Consider the following 15,512-nt stretch of genomic DNA (forward strand, 5'->3'; position numbering starts at 1 on the left):
CCCACCCGGCCCACTACACCGGCGGAGCCTCGGGGCGGTCCTGGGGCCCGCGGCCCGACAGGACCTCCCCGTAGGCCTGCATCAGGTCCGGGAGCCGCAGCGTCGCCAGGTCGTCCCGGGAGGGATCGCCCGCGAAGCCCGCCAGCCGCAGGTCCCGGTAGGCGCAGCTCTTCTCGTACAGGGTGCGCAGGAAGCGGCCGTTGCCGAGCTCGTCGATCCATCCCTGGTCCACCACGTGGCCGCTGATGCTGCGCAGCTCCTCCAGCGCCTCCTCGTCCCAGCGGTCCCCGTTCGCGTCCGCCACCACCCCGCCGATCGCGGTCAGCTCCAGGGGCCGGTAGCTGGGGAAGTCCACCCGCGTGGTGAATCGCGAGGACAGCCCCGGATTGGCGGCCAGCAGCCGGTCCATCCCGGCCGGATAGCCCGCCAGGATCACCACCAGGTGGTCCCGGTTGTCCTCCGCCCGCTTCAGCAGCACCTGCAGGGCCTCGTCCCCGTACGCGTCGCCCTTGCTGTACCCCGAGTTGGAGAGGCTGTACGCCTCGTCGACGAAGAGCACCCCGCCGATCGCCGAGTCGATCAGCTCGTTCGCCTTCACCGCGGTCTGCCCCAGGAACTCGCCCACCAGGTCCGACCGCTGGGCCTCCACGAGATGGTCGCCGCCCAGCAGGCCCAGCGCGTAGAAGACCCGGCCCAGGATCCGCGCCACCGTGGTCTTGCCCGTGCCCGACGGGCCGGAGAACACGAAGTGCCGTTTCGGCGGCTGCACCGGCAGCCCCTGCCCCGCCCGCAGCCGCGCCATGTGCAACTGCGCCGATAAGGCTTTCACCTGCCGCTTGACGGGCTCCAGGCCCACCATCCGCTCCAGCTCCGCCAGCGCCTCGGCGAGCGCCTCCGGATCGGCCGGACCGGCCGGCAGCCCCGCGGGTGCGGACTGCGGCGGAACGGACACCTTGCGCCGCGCACCCTGCCCCCGGCCGGGCGGAGGCACCCCCGGCGAGCCCGGCCCGTACCGCGGATCCGGCGGATCGGGCGCGGACAGGGGATCCTGTTCCGGCTGTCCGTCGGCGGCGGTGTCCGGGACCGGCCCGCCGCCCAGGGCCACCGCCGCGAAGTCCCCGCCAGCCGGGGACGGACCGTGCCCGCCCCAGGCCCCGTACCCCGTGTACCCCGCCGGACCGGCCAGGTCCGCCAGCCCGGCCATGCCGTCGGTGTCGTCGCCGTCCTCGATGGCCGTCAGACGGGCCGCGGTGTCCATGAACGACGGGTCCACCCGGTGCACCGCCCGGTACAGCGGGAGCGCCGCCGCACTGCGCCCCGTGCCCTCGTGCGCCCGCGCCAGCCAGTACCGCAGCTCCTTGCGCTGCGGCTGCTCGCTGCGGCACCGCATCAGCGCTGCCGACAGCAGCGGCTCCGCCTGCCCGTACATCTCCAGGCGGACCCGGGCCATCCCGCCGAACAGCCCCGCCTCGATCCCCAGCAGCGGATCGTCCACCAGCGGCTCGGTGTGCCGCACCAGCTGCTCCCAGTCCTTGACCAGGTAGGCCCGGCAGGCGTGCAGGAACCGCACCTGCGGATCGGTGTCCACCGGGGGCAGCGCGGCCAGCGCCTGGTCCAGCTCGGGCACGTGGCGCCCGTCCAGCCAGTGCGAGGCGTGCGCCAGCAGCAGGTCCCGCGGGTTCTCCAGCACCGGCTGTACCCACCAGCCCAGCCAGTACCAGGAGTTCAGCGTCCGCCGGTGGCGGGCCCGCTGCTCGCCGAAGCGGTCCCGGTGGGCGTACATGCGCAATAACGCGTTGGCGGTGTCCACCCGGAGCGCGTGCAGGCCCAGCCAGGCGTCGGCCATCGCGGGATCGAGTCGTACGGCCGCCCGGAACTCCTCCTCGGCCTGCGGATAGGCGCCCATGGTGCAGGCGTCGACCCCGCGCAGCCAGGCGAGTTCGGCCGGGGCGTGCGTGCTGCCCGGCGTGCCGAAATCCATCACGTCCCCCACAAGCCAGCCCCCGTGGTGCGCGGCAACCCCTGCGTCGAGCACGCGAGTTGCTCACTGCGCCGATGAAATCAGGGGTGCATCGTACCTGCGGTTTCGCACCTTACGTAGGGTGCGACGCCCCCGGTTCGGCCGTCCTCCCGGACCCTGCCCGGTGACTCAGGGTGAGGGATCGGGGGTGGTGCGGCCCGCCGGACAGGGGCCTACGGGCGGTGCGGGGGCAGAACGAAGCCCCCGATCACGGGGGAACGATCGGGGGCTTCGCGTCTGCGGCAGCCGGTAAAGGCCGCACATTGAGAACGTAAGGCCGGTGCGGGCCCCCGGTCAAGCAGGCCGGCGGAGGCCCGCTGGGGCTCAGGTCCAGGGCCGCTCAGGCCCGGGGGAGGTCGTCACCCTCGGTCACGGAAGTGGGGGTTCCCGCCGTCACACCGGCCCCGGAAGTCCACTCGTATCCCGTACCGCTCTGGCGCACCAGGGTGTCGGCGAAGGGGCGTGAAGGGTCATCCGAGAAGTGCGCGAGCTCCGCGCGCTCCCATCCGTCCCAGAAGCCGGAGAGTTCCCGCCCGTCCCGCTCCCGTCCGCGCCCCCAGGACCGCGCGCGCGGGGTTTCCATCCACAGCAGCCGCGCCAGGTGCGGGCGCAGCGCACGCCGCCCGGCCCCGACCCCCTCGACGAGCAGCACCGCCGTCGGCTCCAGCACCCGCTCCGCCCCGAAGCGGCGCTCCACCCAGTCGTACGGGGCCCAGTGCGCGGGCCGCCCCGCGGCGAGCGGCTCCAGCACCTGAGCGCGCAGCCGCTCCTGCCAGCCGAACATCTCCTCGTGGGTGGCCACGTCGTCCAGGTGCAGCACCGGCGCCCCGCCCAGGGCCTCCGCGAGCCGGCCGGCGAAAGTGCTCTTCCCCGACCCGGCGTGCCCGTCGATGCCGACCAGCCGGACGGGGCCGAGGGAGGGGGGCAGGGCGGCGATCTCCCGCGCGAGGGATTCGAGTGACTGGTGTGGCTCCACCCCGCAACCCTACGGCCGGCCCGGTCGTCACCCCCGACACGAGCCCGCGGCTTCGGCCCCCGGCCGCCGGGAACTGGAAGGGTGAAGCCACCGATGCACCGACCCACCCCTGGGGGAACCCCGCGATGACCGCACCCACACCGCGCAGGGCCGTACTCGTCGCCGCACTCGCGGTCGCCACCGCCGCCACCGCCGCCACCGTCTCCGGGGGCAGCGCCTCCGCCGCGGCCCCGCCCGCCCCCCGCGGCCCGGGCCGCACCGTCGACAACCGGTTCTGGTACGCGTACGAGCACTGGCTCGCCGGCCGCCACCAGGGCACCACCGCCGTCCCCGGCGCCCGCCCCGGCCTGGAGATCAGCACCCCGGCCGGCCGCACCGAGTACGCCGACCCGCACACCGGGAAGAAGAGCACCTGGGAGTACGCCACCTGGACCTCCCCGGTGCACCGCCCCGCCGTGCCCGCCACCGAGGCCATCGCCTCCTGGAACGCCCGTACGCCCGCGGGCACCTGGATCCAGACCGAACTGCGCGGCACCTACACCGACGGCACCACCACCCCCTGGTACGTCATGGGCCGCTGGGCGTCGGGCGACGGCGACATCCGCCGCACCTCCGTGGACGGCCAGAGCGACGGCCGCTCCACCGTCTGGACCGACACCCTGGCCGTCGACGCCCCCGCGAGCGGCCTGCGCCTCACCGGCTGGCAGCTGCGCCTCACCCTGTACCGCAGGCCCGGCGCGACCGCGGGGCCCACCGTACTGCTCGCCGGAGCCATGGTCTCCGACGTCCCGGACCGCCTCACCGTCCCCGCCTCCACCCCCTCCGGCCAGGCCCACGAGCTGCCCGTACCGCGCTACTCCCAGGAGGTCCACGCCGGCCGCTACCCCCAGTACGACAACGGCGGCGAGGCCTGGTGCAGCCCCACCTCCTCCCAGATGGTCATCGAGTACTGGGGCGGCAGGGCCGGCGCCGACTCCACGGCCTGGGTCGATCCGAAGTACTCCGACCCGCAGGTGTGCCACGCCGCCCGCTCCACCTACGACGCCGCGTACAAGGGCTGCGGCAACTGGCCCTTCAACGCCGCTTACGCCGCCACCTACCGCGGGCTCGCCGGAGTGGTCACCCGGCTCACCTCCCTCACCGACCTGGAGCTCCTGGTCCGGGCCGGGATCCCCGCCATCACCTCGCAGTCCTTCCGGACCGAGGAGCTCACCGGAGCCGGTTACGGCACCGCGGGCCACCTGATGACCGTCATCGGCTTCACCGCCGCCGGGGACGTGATCGCCAACGACCCCAACTCGCCCGACAACGCGGCCGTCCGCCGGGTCTACGAGCGCCGCGAGTTCGAGAACGTCTGGCTGCGCACCAAGCGCCACAACGCGACGGGCAAGGTCGTCTCGGGCAGCGGAGGCATCTGCTACCTCTACGCCCCGGCCGCGCCGAGCCCTCTGCAGGTCGCGGCCCTGGGCGCGGTCGGCGTGCTCTGAGCCGGGCCTTCGCGCGTCCATGAGCGCGGCCCAGCGCAGCGGATGAAGGCGGGAAAGGGGCATTTTTCCATTGACCGGAGACCTGTATAAGCGGAACATAATGGGGTAAATGGCAGATAAAGGCTTCTCGTAGGAGGCGGCCCGCCATGACCACCCATCCGAGCATCGAGCACCACCCCGACCTCGCCGAGATGCGCACCCGGTTCGAGCGGGTGACCAGCACTCCCGCCGCGCAGGCAGTCGAGGCAATGGCCCTGGTCACGGGCCTGTACCTGGCGGCCTCGCCCTGGATTGCCGGGTTCAGCGTCCTGACTCCGCTCGCCGTCAACAACCTGATCGCCGGCCTGGCGTTCTGTCTGTGCATGGGCGGTCTGGGTTCCGCGTACGAGCGCACCCATGCGATGGCCTGGACGGCGGTCGCCCTCGGTGCGTGGACGATCATCGCCCCGTGGGCCATCGCCGGTGAGATGGACGTGACCCGCACGGTGGTCAACAACGTGATCACCGGAGCCGTCGCCCTCTGCCTCGGCCTCGCCATGGCGGCGATGGCCGGACGCAACCGGGAGACCCGCGCCTGACCGGGACACCGGACCCGCGCTTCAGCGCGACACCGGACCCGTCGCCGGGCCCCGACCGCACCGGACCTGCCGGAGCGGCCGGGGCCCGGCGGCGTGAGGGCGAACGGCGGGATGGCCGGGGGAGCGGGCAGCCGCTCCGGGCGTGTGCGGCGTAGAAGAGAGCTCGGCACGCAGGTCTGCCATACTTCGGGCATCTTGTGGCAGTTCGAGGCTAGGGCTGAATTTGAATAATAGTCAACAGCGCGGAGCGACCGGCCGATCCCAGGTTCGCAGGGCCGAACTCATAGCCACCGGGCGCAAGTTGTTCGCCGACACCTCGTACGACGCACTCTCCATGGACGACATCGCCAAGCACGCGGGCGTCGCCAAGGGACTGATCTACTACTACTTCAAGAGCAAACGCGGGTACTACCTCGCCATCGTCGAGGACTCGGTGGCCGAACTCGTCGCCCGCGCCGGCCGGGACACCGAACTGCCCGCCGCCGAACGGGTGCGCCGCACCGTCGACGGCTACCTCCACTACGCCGAGCACCACCACGCCGCCTACCGCACCATCGTCACCGGAGGCGTCGGATCCGACGCCGAGGTCCTCGCCATCCGCGACGCCGTCCGCGAGGAACTGGTCGCCACCATCGCCGAAGGCGCGTACGGACGCCGTAGCGTCCCGCCGGTCGCCCGCCTCGCGCTCGTCGGCTGGCTTTCCTCGGTCGAGGGGATCACCCTGGAATGGATCGGAGCCCTCGCCGCGGACCCGGCCGGCCAGCCCGGCCGGGTCCGGCTCGGCGCCCTGCTCCTACGCCAGCTGCGCGCGACCTTGACGGTCATCGAGGAGTTCGTCCCGGAGTGCCCCGCTCCGCACCTCCCCGAGGAAGCGGCCCTGCCATAGAGATGATCTTGCACCGGTGACGGGAGGCGCCTGATCAGGCATACTCGACCCGCCGCAGCCGCTGAACAGGCCCTTCCGCAACCCGGGAGGGCACCATCGGCTGTAAGAGCACCGAGACCCGGCGGCGCGTCCCACACCTCACGCGTCGCCGCCGTGCCCGACGAGGGAGGAGAGCGCCGCCATGACAGACCGCGCCCCGCAGCCGGTGGACCGTCAGCTGCCCACCGAGGAGTCCCGGGACCTCCTCGCGCTCGTACGCGAGATCGCCCAGCGAGAGATCCGCCCCCGGGCCGCCGAGGAGGAGGACTCCGGCCGGTTCCCGCGCGAGATCTTCACCCTGCTGTCCGAGGCGGGCCTGCTCGGGCTCCCATACGACGGCGCCTTCGGCGGCGGCGAGCAGCCCTACGAGGTCTACCTTCAGGTCCTCGAAGAGCTCGCCGCGGCCCGCCTGACCGTCGGCCTCGGCGTCAGCGTGCACTCGCTGGCCTGCCACGGCCTCGCCGGATACGGCACCAAGGAGCAGCAGGGCGCCCACCTGCCCGCCATGCTCGGCGGCGGCCTGCTCGGCGCCTACTGCCTCTCCGAGCCCGCCGCGGGCTCCGACGCCGCCTCGCTGACCACCAAGGCGGTCCGCGACGGCGACGACTGGCTGATCACCGGCACCAAGGCCTGGATCACCCACGGCGGAGTCGCCGACTTCTACACCGTCCTCGCACGCACCGGCGCCGCGGGCCCCAAGGGCATCACCGCCTTCCTGGTCCCGGGCGACGCGCAGGGCCTCACCGCGGCCGTCCCCGAGAAGAAGATGGGCATGAAGGGCTCGCCCACCGCCCAGCTCCACTTCGACGGCGTACGGGTGCCCGACGCCCGCCGCATCGGCGAGGAGGGCCAGGGCTTCACCATCGCCCTCGCCGCCCTGGACGCGGGCCGCCTCGGCATCGCCGCCTGCGCCATCGGCGTCGCCCAGGCCGCACTCGACGAGGCCGTGACGTACGCCCTGGACCGCAAGCAGTTCGGGCACCCGATCGCGGACTTCCAGGGGCTGCGCTTCATGCTGGCCGACATGGCCACCAAGATCGAGGCGGGCCGGGCCCTGTACCTCGCCGCGGCGCGTCTGCGGGACGCCGGCAAGCCGTTCTCCCGGCAGGCCGCCATGGCCAAGCTGTTCTGCACCGACGCGGCGATGGCCGTCACGACGGACGCCGTCCAGATCCTCGGCGGCTACGGGTACACCGCGGACTTCCCCGTCGAGCGGCTGATGCGCGAGGCGAAGGTGCTCCAGATCGTCGAGGGCACCAACCAGATCCAGCGCATGGTCATCGCCCGCCACCTGGCGGGGCCGGAAACCCGCTGACGGTGCCGCAGCGCTAGTAGAGCCCGCTGCCGCCGGCGGGCCAGACCGGGGAGCGGGTGAGGCGGGCCCACTCCGGGTCCCGCCGGCCGGGCAGCGTACGCCCGTCATCGGCCCAGCGGGCCAGCAGCGCACGGTAGATGGGCGGGTCAGCGGCCTGGCTCTGCTGCCCGGGCTCACGCTGAACCGATTCTTCGTAACCCGGCTGCGCCGGGCGGCGCCGTCGGCCCGTTGAAGACTGAAGCATGGTCATGCCCGGCCAACGCCCCACCGCAGCACGGGGTAATCGCCCCCAACCCCCGCCCATCCGTTCGAAGGTTCCCCGGGGATGGGGGTGGGGGTGGGGGCTTCGGGGGGCGGGGAGTGGCGGGGCGGGATCTTGGGCGTGGGGCGGGGGCTTCGGGGGCCATGTGCCTGCGGGGCCTGATCAGGGATGGTTTGGGGGTTTCCCGTCAGTCCTATCGTCTTGCCGTGTCGGGCCGGCCCCTCAAGGGCGCTCACTGCGTTCGCGTCGCTTCGCGATGGCCTGCGGCCACCCTTGACCGGCCGTCCCGCCCCGGAAAGACAGGACTGTCGGGAAGCCCCCAAAAGAACGGTTACCTGGGACCGATCCATAGACGGGGCGGCCAGGGATGGGCGGCCTGGGTGCCCAGGGGGCACGACCAGGCCCGGCCCGCGCACCAGCTGAAGGACGCCGGGGGCGCGGGTACGGCCACCCACCACCAGACAGCGGTGAGATGGGGGCCGGAAGCGGGGGCGCATCGAATCGCTACACACTTCTCCCGTCTGGCGTCTGCTACCCGCCTGTGGCTGGACATAAGCCGCCACAGATCGCTACACACTTCTCCCGGACGGCGTCTGCCGGTCGCCGGTGGTCGGACATAAGCCGCCCACGACCAGTCACCCGTCTCCCGCCACGCGTCAGCGGGTAGTTTGTCTCTATTTGGCGGCCGGTTGGGGCGCGGATGACGTCTTACCGGAGTGAGAGACCGAGAAATCCGGCATCAGACTCCGTCAGGGCGCTTTTCCCGCTCCGGACGGCCGTCAGGGGCCCTCTCCGACCTCCGGACGGCCGGTGGACGCCCCTTTCACGACCCGCGACGGCCGGCAGGCGCCCCTTCGCGCTCCCGTCGTCCGGTCGTGGGCGGCTTGCGTTCATCCCACACTCGGCTGGTCGACGCCGGCTCACCTCAGCCACCCACCGGACCGGTGGCGGCCTATGCCCAGCCACAGACGGGTGGCAGACGCCGAGAAATGAGACGCATGTAGCGATCTGACGCGCCCCCGCTCCCGCCGGGGGTCTGGTCGGGGTCTCGCTCCGGCAAGCCGCCGCAACGGGGCCGCCCATCGCTGATGGCCCCGTGCATGGATCGGTCCCCGGTAACCGTCTTTTTGGGGGCTTCCCGACAGTCCTGTCTTTCCGGGGCGGGACGGCCGGTCAAGGGTGGCCGAAGGCCATCGCGAAGCGACGCGAACGCAGTGAGCGCCCTTGAGGGGCCGGCCCGACACGGCAAGACGATGGGACTGACGGGAAGCCCCCAAACCCTCTCTGATGGGCCTCACGGGTAACAGGCCCCCGAAGCCACCGCCTCGGCCATTCGTGTCGGGCTGTCAGGTTGTGCCAGAACTCTGGTCCCGGTCAGCATTTCTGACGTACCGTCACATCTACTCACCTGGCCCACCCGGCCACCCGTCACTCGCCCACCGGCCATCCCGCCCACCGGCCATCCCGCCCACCGGCCCGGCCCGCCCCCCGGCCATCCACCCACCCGGTCATCCCCCGGCCATCCGCCCGCCCCGTCGCCCCGTCGTCGCCCCGTCGCCCCACGTCACCCCCTCCAGGAGGTTCGCCATGTCCGCCGACCGGCCCGTCGCGCTTGATGAATACCCCATCCACCAGGCTCCCTTGTCGATGAAGCACGTCGTCAGTGGCGACCGCAACGCCTACGACCGGTGCATCTTCCACGTCTTCGACCACGCCGGCCGCGCCGTTCTCATCCTCGGCCTCGGGGTATACCCCAACGCCGGAGTCATAGACGCCTACGCCACCCTCCGGATCGGCGAGGAACTCCTCGCCGTCCGGGCCTCCGACGCCCTCGGCGACGACCGGATGAACCTCTCCGTGGGGCCGCTGTCCATCACCGTCGACGTCCCCCTCAAGCAGCTCACCCTGCGCTGCGCGGCCGACCCGGGCGACCCGCACGGGCTCTCGTACGACATCACCTGGACCGCCGAGTTCCCCGCCGTCTGGGAGCCCCACCATGTCCAGCGGCGCGGCGACCGCCTCATCCTGGAGGGCCGCCGCTTCGTCCAGGCCGGCCAGGTCACCGGCAGTATCCGGGCCAAGGGCGAGGAGTTCACGCTCACCCCGGGGGAGTGGACGGGGACCCGGGACCGCAGTTGGGGTGTGCGGCCGATCCCGGGGGAGGACGGGGGCCGGGCCGCCGAGGAGTACCGCCCCGAGGGCTTCCACTGGCTCTGGATCCCGGTCCGCTTCGAGGACCGGTTCGTCATGGTCATAGCCCAGGAGGACGCGGACGGCCACCGGACCCTGAACGAGGCCGTGCAGGTCTTCCCCGAAGGCAGCGGCCGCCACGACGTCCAGCTCGGCTGGCCGCACACCGAGATCCGCTACCGCCCCGGCGGCCGGCACCCCGAGAGCGCCGTCGTGCACCTCACCGACCCCTCTCGCAAGCCCCTCGAACTCGGCGTGGAGATCCTGAACTCCTCCCCGCTCGCCGTCGGCGCCGGATACCCGCCCGCGGCCGACTGGCAGCACGGCACCTGGCAGGGCCGGGGCTGGACCGACCGCCGCGTCTACGACCTGTCCGACCCCGCGGCCCACCCCATGGCCGCCTTCGGCGTCACCGACCACTCGGCCCGCTTCACCCTCGACGGGCAGACCGGCCACGGCATCTTCGAGCACGGCAGCTTCGGCCGACACGACCCCAGCGGCTTCGCCGACTACTCCTCCGTCGCCCAGTAGGTACCAGTAGGGCCCGTAGGAAGCACAGGGAAAGCACCAGGAACCAGTCCGAACCAGCCAGTAGGAAAGGGGCTCATCCATGGCCACCGCACCTCGTCCGCGCACCTCCACCCGAGAGCCCGAGGAGCTCGGCCGGCGCCTCGCCGCCTGGCTGGGCACCGAACTTCCCGGCGCGGAGGTCACCAACGTGTCCGTCCCCGGATCCAACGGCATGTCCAGCGAGACCCTGCTCTTCGACCTGGAGCACCCCGAAGCCCCGGTCCGCGCCTGCGCGTTGCGCCTCGCCGCCGATCCGGCCGCCTACACCGTCTTCCCGGCCTACGACATGCCGCGCCAGCACCGGGTGATGAGCCTGGTCGCCCAGCACACGGACCTGCCGGTCCCGCGCGTGCTGTGGCTGGAGGAGGACCCGGGCCCGCTCGGGGCGCCGTTCTTCGTGATGGCCCGCGCCGAAGGCCGCGTTCCGCCCGATGTCATGCCTTACACCTACGAGGGCAACTGGCTGCACTCCGCGACCGACGCCGAACGCGCCGAACTCCAGGAAGCCAGCATCGCGCTGCTCGCCCGACTCCACGACCAGTTCCCGGGCAAGGAAGCGGAGTTCCTGCTCCCCGAGGGCGAGGGCACCCCGCTGCGCCGCCACGTGGACGCCCAACGCGCCTACTACTCCTGGGTGGTGGACGGGCTCGCCCCGTCGCCGCTCCTCGAGCGGGCCTTCGCCCGCCTGGAGGAGCTGTGGCCGGCGGACGAGGGCCCGGCCGTCCTCAACTGGGGTGACGCCCGCATCGGTAACGTCATCTACGACGGGTTCACCCCGGTCGCCGTCCTGGACTGGGAGATGGCCGGCTACGCCCCCCGCGAGGTCGACCTCGGCTGGACCGTCTACCTCCACTGCTTCTTCCAGGACCTCACCGTCGGCTTCGGCCAGCCCGGCCTGCCGGACTTCCTGCGCCGCGAGGACCTGGAACGCCGGTACGCCGAACTCACCGGGCACGCCCCGCGCGACATGGAGTTCCACACCCTCTACGCGGCCCTGCGGCACGGCATCGTGATGCTGCGCATCGCCTACCGGCAGGCGCACTTCGGCGAGGTGGAGGTCCCGGCGGACCCGGACAGCCTGATCCTGCACCATGCCAGCCTGGCTGCCATGGTGCAGGGCACGTACTGGTAGCGGCGCGGGTCAGGCGGCCTGCGCGTGCTGCTGCCGCGTCTGCGGCAGCAGCACGGGGCTCGTCACGCGGACCGGACGCGAGCCCGGACCGCCCACGTGCGAGAAGGGCTGCGTGCGCCAGTCCAGCCCCTGGGGCAGGGTCAGCAGGACGACGGGGTCGGGCTCCGCGGCCTCCTCCTCGGGCTGGAGGACGCCCACGGTGGGCAGCGCGTCGCTGGCGGGCCGACCGGTGCCGGCGCACACCGTGAGCCCGAAGGGGTTCCACGGGGTCAGGCAGAGCGCGTGCTGCGGCAGGTACTCCTCGTCCGCGACGAGGGCGATCGACTGGCCGCAGTCGGGGCAGATCGCGTGGTGGATCTCGAACCCTTCGGCGTCCTCGAGGGTTCCGAGGTAGTCGTCGTCCTCGGATTCGAGAGGTTCCAGGGGCTCCGGTTCGATGCGACCGGCGCGCTTGGTGTTCAGCATGGATGTACTCCCCCTTGGGTGGGCCGGGCGGGCAGTTTCTTCGGCCTCGGCCACAGCAAGCACTTCCCGTCGCGCGGCACGAGTAACCACAACAGGCCGCCGTACGCCGGTATACCCTTGTGGCTTTGGTCACATGCCTGCCGCAGATGCCACCAGTGGGTGGACAGCACTGGGCCTGGAGCGCCCTTGGGCCTTAGGTTGAGCGGCTATGAGCGCAATGGAGGAGCTGGACCGCCAGATCGTGGATCTGCTCGTGCGGGACGGCCGGATGAGCTACACGGACCTGGGCAAGGCCACCGGCCTGTCCACGTCGGCCGTCCACCAGCGAGTACGCCGTCTGGAACAGCGCGGGGTGATCCGCGGCTACGCGGCCGTCGTCGACCCCGAGGCCGTCGGCCTGCCGCTGACCGCCTTCATCTCGGTCAAACCGTTCGACCCGAGCGCCCCGGACGACATCGCCGACCGGCTGGCGGGCGTCCCCGAGATCGAGGCCTGCCACAGCGTCGCGGGCGACGAGAACTACATCCTCAAGGTGCGCGTGGCCAGCCCCCTGGAGCTGGAAGACCTCCTGGGCCGCCTGCGCGCTCTCGCCCACGTCTCGACCCGTACGACCGTGGTCCTGTCCACCCCGTACGAGGCCCGCCCGCCCCGCGTCTGAATCCTTTCCGCGTACCTCACCCCTCGCCCCCCGCCCCTCGCACCGCTCGGCCGCGCCGGGCTCCGTCCGGCGGCCCCCCGGGCCGGGCCCCCGGCACCCGCGTCCACGCGCGCCCGGCGGACACGCGAAACTGGTCCGCATGACCGAGCGCGCGATCCCCGCCCCCAGCGACCCCACCCGTACCGTCCTCCTGCGCGGAGGAGAGGTCCACAGCCCCGCCGACCCCTTCGCCACCGCGATGGTGGTCGAGCGCGGCCACGTCGCCTGGGTCGGCTCCGAGGGCGCGGCCGACGCCTTCGCGCAAGGGGTGGACGAGGTCGTCGACCTCGGCGGGGCGCTCGTCACGCCCGCCTTCACCGACGCCCACGTCCACACCACCTCGGCCGGCCTCGCGCTGACCGGCCTGGACCTCTCCGGTGCCCGCTCCCTGCCCGCCGCGCTGGAGCTAGTCCGCGCGTACGCCGCGAGCCGGCCGGCCGACCGGGTGCTCCTCGGGCACGGCTGGGACGCCGCCCGCTGGCCCGAGCGCCGGGCCCCGCGCCGCGAGGAGCTGGACCGGGCGGCCGGTGGCCGTCCGCTCTACCTCAGCCGCATCGACGTGCACTCGGCCGTGGTCACCACCGCCCTGCTCGACCTCGTCCCGGGTGTGGGCACCGACGGCGACGAGCCGCTGACCCGCGACGCCCACCACGCCGTCCGCGCGGCCGCCCTGGCCGCCGTCACCCCCGCTCAGCGCGCCGAGGCCCAGCGGGCCGCACTCGACCGGGCGGCCTCCCTCGGGATCGGCTCCGTGCACGAGTGCGGCGGGCCCGGCATCTCCTCCGCCGAGGACTTCACGGCCCTGCTGGACCTGGCCGGGGAGCGGCCCGGGCCGCGCGTCTTCGGGTACTGGGCCGACCGGGACCTCGACCGGGTCAAGGAGCTGGGAGCCATCGGGGCGGCCGGTGACCTCTTCGTCGACGGGGCCCTCGGCTCGCACACCGCCTGCCTGCACAGCCCGTACGCGGACGCGGCCCACACCGGCACCGGCTACCTCGACGCCCAGGCGGTGGGGGAACACGTGGCGGCCTGCACCGAGGCGGGCCTCCAGGCCGGCTTCCACGCCATCGGCGACGCCGCGATCACCGCGGTCGTGGAGGGCGTCCGGGCGGCCGCCGAGAAGGTGGGCCTGGCCCGGGTCCGCGCGGCCCGCCACCGGGTGGAGCACGCCGAGATGATGACCCCCGCCACGATCGCGGCCTTCGCGGAGTTCGGCCTGACCGCTTCCGTGCAGCCGGCCTTCGACGCCGCCTGGGGCGGCGAGGAGGGCATGTACGCGGACCGGCTGGGCGCCGAACGGGCCCGCACCCTCAACCCGTACGCCGCCATGCTCAAGGCCGGTGTACCACTGGCCTTCGGCTCGGACGCGCCCGTGACCCCGCTGGACCCCTGGGGGGCCGTGCGCGCCGCCGCCTTCCACCGCACGCCCGAGCACCGGGTCTCCGTACGGGCGGCCTTCACGGCCCACACCCGCGGCGGCTGGCGGGCCATCGGCCGTGACGACGCGGGCGTCCTGGTCCCCGGCGCCCCGGCCGACTACGCCGTCTGGCGGACCTCGGAACTGGTCGTCCAGGCGCCCGACGACCGGGTCGCCCGCTGGTCCACCGACCCCCGCTCCGGCACCCCCGGGCTGCCCGATCTGAGCCCCGGCGCGGAACTGCCGGTGTGCCTGGCGACGGTGGTCGGCGGGCGGGAGGTATTCGTACGCCCACAGGGGTGATGCGGTCGGCCTCGGTTCGGTACGGGCGGCCGGACCCGGATAGGTTCGGCCGGGTCCACCACAGGACGTCCGTGCCGGATGGATCCGTCTGCTCAGCGCGCCCGCGCCTCGGGGGCGAGGGAAGGTTTCGCCGGTTGGGGGTCCCCCCTGCTCCGAAGGAGCCTGGGGGAGGGTGGTGCCCCAGGTCGGGGCCCGGCGGTCCAGTAGACAACGGTCAGGGCGGTCCGCAGCCAGCGAGCGCCTGACCGGCCCGAAGGACCGCGGGCCCCGATCGCTGTTCTAAAATCATCCACTGTGACAGGACGTGCAGGACGAACAGGAATACCTAAAGGGGACTCAGTGAGCGACGGCGGACAGCAGAGCTACGGACCGCTCGGTACAGCCTTGGTGATCATTCCGACCTACAACGAGGCGGAGAACATCGGGCTGATCGTCGGCCGTGTCCGCGCGGCAGTGCCCGAGGCCCACATCCTCGTCGCCGACGACAACAGCCCCGACGGCACGGGCAAGCTGGCGGACGAGCTGGCGGCCGGTGACGACCACGTGCACGTACTGCACCGCAAGGGCAAGGAAGGCCTCGGCGCCGCCTACCTGGCGGGCTTCGCCTGGGGCCTGGAGAACGGCTACGGCGTCATCGTGGAGATGGACGCCGACGGCTCCCACCAACCGGAGGAGCTGCCCCGGCTGCTCACCGCGCTGGCCGGGGCGGACCTGGTCCTGGGCTCCCGCTGGGTGCCGGGCGGCCGTGTCGTGAACTGGCCCAAGAGCCGTGAGATCCTCTCGCGCGGCGGGTCGACGTACTCCCGGCTGATGCTGGGCGTCCCGATCCGGGACGTGACCGGCGGTTACCGTGCCTTCCGCCGCGAGACCCTCGAGGGGCTGGGCCTGGAAGAGGTGGCCTCCGCGGGCTACTGCTTCCAGGTGGACCTGGCGCGCCGGGCGGTCCAGAAGGGCTTCCGCGTGGTGGAGGTGCCCATCACGTTCGTGGAGCGCGAGTTCGGCGACAGCAAGATGAGCAAGGACATCGTGGTGGAGGCCCTGTGGCGGGTCACCCAGTGGGGCGTCAAGGCCCAGGTCGCCAAGCTGACGGGCAAGGGCCCGGCCAAGGCCTGACCCGCGCCCAGAGGCCCCGGACACCCGCTGCCAGAAGGCTCCGGACACCCCCTAGGGGTCGC

General features: G+C 72.8%; 13 protein-coding genes. 9 read left to right on the plus strand and 4 right to left on the minus strand.

Going from position 1 to position 15,512, the window contains the following annotated elements:
• Positions 1-13: 13 nt before the first annotated feature.
• On the minus strand, positions 14-1,981 hold the full coding sequence (locus tag OG447_RS19140; protein WP_266938004.1) for an AAA family ATPase: 1,968 nt from the start codon (positions 1,979-1,981) through the stop codon (positions 14-16).
• Between the two features lie 379 nt (positions 1,982-2,360).
• Entirely contained in the window at positions 2,361-2,996 is a 636-nt protein-coding gene (locus OG447_RS19145) for a uridine kinase (protein ID WP_266938006.1), read from the minus strand.
• A 125-nt stretch (positions 2,997-3,121) separates the two neighbouring features.
• Here OG447_RS19145 and OG447_RS19150 point away from each other — a divergent pair, with 125 nt between their 5' ends.
• From OG447_RS19150 to OG447_RS19165, 4 genes are all read left to right on the plus strand, one after another.
• A complete protein-coding gene (locus OG447_RS19150) occupies positions 3,122-4,483 on the plus strand; it encodes a peptidase C39 family protein (protein WP_266938008.1) in 1,362 nt (453 codons plus the stop codon).
• A 146-nt stretch (positions 4,484-4,629) separates the two neighbouring features.
• The gene (locus tag OG447_RS19155; RefSeq protein WP_266938010.1) at positions 4,630-5,061 is read left to right on the plus strand and encodes an SPW repeat protein; all 432 of its coding nucleotides are present in this window, start codon (positions 4,630-4,632) and stop codon (positions 5,059-5,061) included.
• A 223-nt stretch (positions 5,062-5,284) separates the two neighbouring features.
• Positions 5,285-5,947: a TetR/AcrR family transcriptional regulator gene (locus OG447_RS19160; protein WP_266938012.1), complete on the plus strand. Its 663-nt coding sequence runs from the start codon at positions 5,285-5,287 to the stop codon at positions 5,945-5,947.
• Between the two features lie 181 nt (positions 5,948-6,128).
• Entirely contained in the window at positions 6,129-7,301 is a 1,173-nt protein-coding gene (locus OG447_RS19165; RefSeq protein WP_266938014.1) for an acyl-CoA dehydrogenase family protein, read from the plus strand.
• 13 nt (positions 7,302-7,314) lie between these two features.
• Here OG447_RS19165 and OG447_RS19170 read toward each other — a convergent pair whose 3' ends face one another.
• Positions 7,315-7,551 carry a hypothetical protein gene (locus OG447_RS19170; protein WP_266938016.1) on the minus strand — a complete coding sequence of 79 codons (237 nt, stop codon included), beginning with the start codon at positions 7,549-7,551 and terminating at the stop codon, positions 7,315-7,317.
• Between the two features lie 1,599 nt (positions 7,552-9,150).
• Between OG447_RS19170 and OG447_RS19175 the strand changes: the two genes are divergently transcribed.
• Both OG447_RS19175 and OG447_RS19180 read left to right on the plus strand, forming a co-directional pair.
• The gene (locus OG447_RS19175) at positions 9,151-10,284 is read left to right on the plus strand and encodes a hypothetical protein (RefSeq protein ID WP_266938018.1); all 1,134 of its coding nucleotides are present in this window, start codon (positions 9,151-9,153) and stop codon (positions 10,282-10,284) included.
• Between the two features lie 79 nt (positions 10,285-10,363).
• Positions 10,364-11,455, plus strand: a complete 1,092-nt coding sequence (locus OG447_RS19180; protein ID WP_266938019.1) for a phosphotransferase family protein — start codon at positions 10,364-10,366, stop codon at positions 11,453-11,455.
• 9 nt (positions 11,456-11,464) lie between these two features.
• On the opposite strand, the gene OG447_RS19185 is transcribed toward OG447_RS19180, so the two are convergent.
• On the minus strand, positions 11,465-11,920 hold the full coding sequence (locus tag OG447_RS19185; protein WP_266938021.1) for a hypothetical protein: 456 nt from the start codon (positions 11,918-11,920) through the stop codon (positions 11,465-11,467).
• A 217-nt stretch (positions 11,921-12,137) separates the two neighbouring features.
• On the opposite strand from OG447_RS19185, the gene OG447_RS19190 reads away from it, so the two are divergent.
• From OG447_RS19190 to OG447_RS19200, 3 genes are all read left to right on the plus strand, one after another.
• Positions 12,138-12,578, plus strand: a complete 441-nt coding sequence (locus tag OG447_RS19190) for an Lrp/AsnC family transcriptional regulator (RefSeq protein ID WP_164721043.1) — start codon at positions 12,138-12,140, stop codon at positions 12,576-12,578.
• 139 nt (positions 12,579-12,717) lie between these two features.
• A complete protein-coding gene (locus tag OG447_RS19195; protein ID WP_266938023.1) occupies positions 12,718-14,337 on the plus strand; it encodes an amidohydrolase in 1,620 nt (539 codons plus the stop codon).
• A gap of 339 nt (positions 14,338-14,676) precedes the next feature.
• The gene (locus OG447_RS19200) at positions 14,677-15,450 is read left to right on the plus strand and encodes a polyprenol monophosphomannose synthase (protein ID WP_266938024.1); all 774 of its coding nucleotides are present in this window, start codon (positions 14,677-14,679) and stop codon (positions 15,448-15,450) included.
• Positions 15,451-15,512: the final 62 nt, after the last annotated feature.

The sequence above is a fragment of the Streptomyces sp. NBC_01408 genome, from assembly GCF_026340255.1.
Taxonomy (GTDB): Bacteria; Actinomycetota; Actinomycetes; order Streptomycetales; family Streptomycetaceae; genus Streptomyces.